Annotated in this window: 4 protein-coding genes and 1 pseudogene; 4 read left to right on the top strand and 1 reads right to left on the bottom strand. The window is 53.4% G+C overall.

The window, feature by feature from the left end; all coding sequences use genetic code 11:
- The 4 genes from NW819_RS00680 to NW819_RS00665 form a co-directional block, all read left to right on the top strand.
- The coding region (locus NW819_RS00680) for a DNA double-strand break repair nuclease NurA (RefSeq protein ID WP_414412582.1) at positions 1-1,152 on the top strand (1,152 nt) is incomplete at its 5' end.
- Positions 1,149-1,742: a hypothetical protein gene (locus NW819_RS00675; RefSeq protein WP_414341843.1), complete on the top strand. Its 594-nt coding sequence runs from the start codon at positions 1,149-1,151 to the stop codon at positions 1,740-1,742. The genes NW819_RS00680 and NW819_RS00675, both read left to right, overlap by 4 nt.
- Complete coding sequence (locus tag NW819_RS00670; RefSeq protein WP_414412581.1) at positions 1,742-3,448, top strand: ATP-binding protein; 1,707 nt, start codon at positions 1,742-1,744, stop codon at positions 3,446-3,448. Before NW819_RS00675 ends, NW819_RS00670 begins: the two co-directional genes overlap by 1 nt.
- Positions 3,449-3,590: 142 nt before the next feature.
- Positions 3,591-4,142, top strand: a complete 552-nt coding sequence (locus tag NW819_RS00665; RefSeq protein ID WP_414412580.1) for a hypothetical protein — start codon at positions 3,591-3,593, stop codon at positions 4,140-4,142.
- A gap of 13 nt (positions 4,143-4,155) precedes the next feature.
- On the opposite strand, the pseudogene NW819_RS00660 reads toward NW819_RS00665, so the two are convergent.
- A pseudogene (locus NW819_RS00660) lies at positions 4,156-4,295 on the bottom strand (amidohydrolase); the annotation flags it as partial.

The following is a 4,295-nucleotide window of genomic DNA, read 5'->3' as shown; positions in this document are numbered from 1 at the left end:
AAGCGGGAAGCCTTTGCCACTTTTGATCAAAGGCTGTCGGAGCGCAGAGAATACTATAAGCAGGCTATGGAAAGCTTGCGCCAGTGGTCGAGCTTAGAGATTGCCGAAAAAATAGCTCCATTCCCTTTCCCAGGCGCTTTGCCCACTGAAGAATGGGATCGCTACTCCAATTGGAGGATCCCTTTTGAGCAGGAATGGGCCAATTACGAAGAAAGCCGCGATTGGGCGAAGTCGGTCATTGAAAATATTCCCACCTTTGCCGTGGATGGATCCCAGATTTATCCCAGCAAAGATCTGTCAATACCGGTGGCGCTGGTGCAAATCGGCTGGTATGAAAATTATCACTGCGCAGCAGGCTTGTACGAAAAAGACATCCAAGTGGATGTATTGACTCCAAGGGACCTGGGATCCGACAGCAGCGGCGAACCGAAAGAGCGAATGGTTAACATGCGCCGCTTTCAAATGGAAATCGAGAGACTTGTAGAATACATTCAAAAATCTCAACCGGGATCCCGAAAATTGGCCTTTTTGGACGGGGCGCTGGTGGCTACTTTTGCCGAAGTCTTTGAGCCAGAAAGCCAAGACTTTTATGTGCAGTGTTTGCTCCAGCTTTTGCGGGCCAGCGAGCAAAGCCGGATCCCTATCGTGGCTTACATAGACACCACCTACACTTCCGATCTGGTGACGTTGCTCAAGCATTGTTTTGACCTACCCGAAGCTCCACAGCTTCACGATGCGCAACTGCTCAGCCCCTGGTTGGAGTGGGGGGATCGTACGCCTTTTTTCATCTGTGCCCGCGGCGGCAGCCTCAACCCCCAAGATGGGATCCTCAATCGCTACCAAGAAATGCGAGAGCGAGTGGGATTTGTTTACCTGCGCACCAATGACAACTTTCCGGCCCGCTTGGAAATACCCGTTTGGGTTTATGAGGCAGGACTGTTGGACTGGTTGGTGGATCTGGTTCGCTGTGAGGTGGTGATTGGGCGAGGTTATCCTTATGTGCTGGAGACAGCCGATCAAATAGCCGTTATCCGCAATGAGGATCGCAACCTTTTCTTGCGTCTCATGCAAGATTGGGCCGCTCGCGAAAAGCTGAACCTGAGGCTATCTCGGAAAACGGTGAGTAAACTACAACGGAGACGAGTCCGATGAGATTGGGAAAGGTGGTTCGCTCCAACAATCACTGTGATTACGTGGTGCAGGTGGACGATGCTTTAGAAGTCAAAAATCCGCCGACTCCTGATGACTATGGCTTCGGCAGCTTTGTCAAGCTAGAAAGCGACCGGCGACACTGGGCCGTAGGTCTGGTTTACAATACCCAACTCCTGAATCCGATGTTCCTCAATTCTGGGCCGCGCCTTTCCAGCCAGCCGGATCCCTATTTTTCCCCCGATTTGCAGAATGAGGTGCGCACATTGCTCTCGGTGGTTTTAATCGGGGCTCTGGATGAAGAGCGCCGCTGTGGCCGACAAGGGATCCCACGCGTGGTGGTGCCTGTAAACACGCCGGTTTTTCGCATGAGCCGGGAAGAGATCCTGCGCTTTCACCAGGATCCCCAAGGTCAAACCCAATTTTCCTACTATGGTTTGCTGCTGAGTAGCGGCGGCAACTTTGCCAATCATTTAATCTACCAAGTCTTGAATGACATTACGCCGATGTTTGCCGATCCAGCTCAACGGCGAGCTCTGCAAATCTTAAGCAAAGAATTGGCCTGGAAAATGACTGTAGGAGCGATGCGCTAATGCCCCAAAAAATCACCGATAATGGCCACCATCCAGAAGCCACCCTCTCTCCAACTGAGGACTCTCCAGAGGTAATTGGCACCGTCAAAGGGCCTGGAGAAACCTCTAACCAATATGTTTTCATCACTTCCAATACCCAAGCGGTAAAGGTGGGCGATTTCGTCTACTACGAAGTCCAGGATCCCCAATCGCAAACGCTGCAAATCTTGGGTAAAATTAGCCAAGTTCAGCTCCTGGATCACATCCCCGATCGCATCTTTGCCGATACCGAAATCGATCCCAGCACCATTGTGGCTCTGGTGGGCTTCACCCATCCCAATCCGGAAATCTATGCGGTTACCGTCGAGGTCATCGGCTATTTCAATCAGAAGATGGGCTTTATTAACCCACGCCGCGCTCCGGATCCCGGTGCCAAGGTTTTTCTGGCCTCCAATCGTCTGCTGAAATCGATTTTGAACAAACGAGATGAAACAGCCATTGGGGGTGCTCACTTGGGCAGCCTGTTGTTGCGCGATGAGGGAGCAGTGCCCGTAGTACTGGACGTCAAGGAAATGGTCAGCACCCATCTGGCCATTTTGGCGGGGACGGGATCCGGCAAATCTTATACAGCAGGGGTTTTGATTGAAGAGCTGCTTTTGCCCAAAAACCGAGCTGCCGTTCTCATTTTCGATCCCCACGGGGAATACCATACGCTGGCGGAGATGCAGTCCCACCCCAAGTTTTTTGGGGAAGATGGCTACCGACCCAAAGTCAAGGTTCTTTCACCGCAGGAAATTAAGATTCGCGTATCTTCTCTCAACTTCTTTGATATTCTGACCCTGCTGCCGGAAACCAGCGATCGGCAAAAATCTTTTCTGGAAAAAGCCTTCCGCAGAACAACTCAATTTAACCCACTCCGCTGGACGATTCAGGACTTAATCGATGCCGTAAACGAGGCTGATTCCGCAGAGGATGGATCCCAGGGATCCTCAGCCGCCGCCTTGGAGTGGAAATTAGAACAGATCGACCGCTCTCCTTATTTCAGCAATGTAGAACATCTGGCTCCCAAAGACTTGTTTGAGCCGGGGCAGGTGACCATTCTACAAATGCACGAGATCAGCCAGGAAGAACAGCAGGTGATCGCCGCTGCCATCTTGCGCCAGGCCAACTATGCTCGCATCAATACCCACAAAGGCAAGATCCAGGCAGGGGACGAAAATTACTTGCCCTATCCCGTCTTTATTTTGCTGGAAGAGGCCCATCGGTTTGCCCCTGCCCACGAGCCTTCCCGTTGCAAACAGGTGCTGCGCACCATTCTCAGCGAAGGACGCAAGTTTGGACTGGGGGTAGGTCTCATCACGCAACGCCCTGGCAAGTTAGACTCGGACATTTTGTCGCAATGCATGAGCCAATTTTTAATGCGAATTGTCAACCCTTCCGATCAAGAAAATCTGCGTCACAGTGTTGAAGCTGCCGGGCGGGATCTGTTGCAGGAATTGCCCGCCTTGAGCAAAGGTCAGGTGATCGTCTCCGGTGTGTGCGTCAATACCCCCGTGTTATGTAAAGTGCGGAAGCGTTATACGCAGCATGGCGGCGAAACGTTGGATATTCTTGGCCTCTGGCAAAGGCATTCTCAAGAACACCACCAGCGGGATCGCTTGGCTCAGTCAGCCCCTCTCAAACCGCGTCCTCAACCTCAGGTAGTGGACGGACTCAGTATTGATTAGCAATGGCCCAAAACTCCAACTGTGGCCTGATCTCAATCGCTGAATCTGCCAAATCTACAATCCGAAACCACTGCTTGATTGCAATACAATTCATTTCACAGAAACAAGTTTTGGGGCGAGCAGGATGAGGAAACAAGCCCTTTTGCCAAGCTTCCTGGGCATTGCCGTTGCAGTTCTACTGGGATCCGGGCCTGCCTATGCTCAGTTGCGGCTGATCCCCGAAGCGGCGCGGCGGGTGTACGAGGCATTGCCGGATCTGCCGCTGGAAAACGTCTACACCCCCATTAACCCCAATGACGGCGGCCCTACGCCTGAGGAAGATACCTTGGTGCGGCGGATGATGGTTTACCATCTGCAGGTGGCCGGTCGCTCCCCCACCGACCGCTTTGACTGGCAACTGACGCTGGCAGACTATTTTGATGCCAATGAGCCAATCATCGCCCAACGGTATCCCGGTGCCGACCGCCTGACGGTCAACCCCTACGCCCAAGACAAAGCCGTTGTACAATCCCTGAACCGGCAACAGCGACAGGCCCTGCTGGAAGCCCTTGTGCTGGCCTTCGGTGGGGATCCCAACCCAACGCCCCTCTACATTCCCACCGACGGGGATCCTGCCCCTACCCGTCCCACCCCAGAACCTATGAAGCCCTTGCTGCTTCCCGGCAGCGGATCCGCTGACTTGCTCAGGCCCTAGCCGAGGTTTCCCGCTAACTCAAGGCTTGCCCGGTGTAGTTCTCAATGCAGCGCAGGAACAGCTCTACCCCAATGCCAAGGGCAGCCTCATCGAAGTCGAAGCGGGGGTGGTGGTGAGGGTAGTTCAGGCCCCTTTCGGGGTTGGCGGATCCCA

The sequence above is a fragment of the Synechococcus sp. R8-2 genome, from assembly GCF_047461715.1.
In the GTDB taxonomy this organism is placed as follows: Bacteria; Cyanobacteriota; Cyanobacteriia; order Thermostichales; family Thermostichaceae; genus Thermostichus.
Note: the sequence above shows the minus strand (reverse complement) of the source record. Positions and strands in the feature narration are given on the sequence as shown.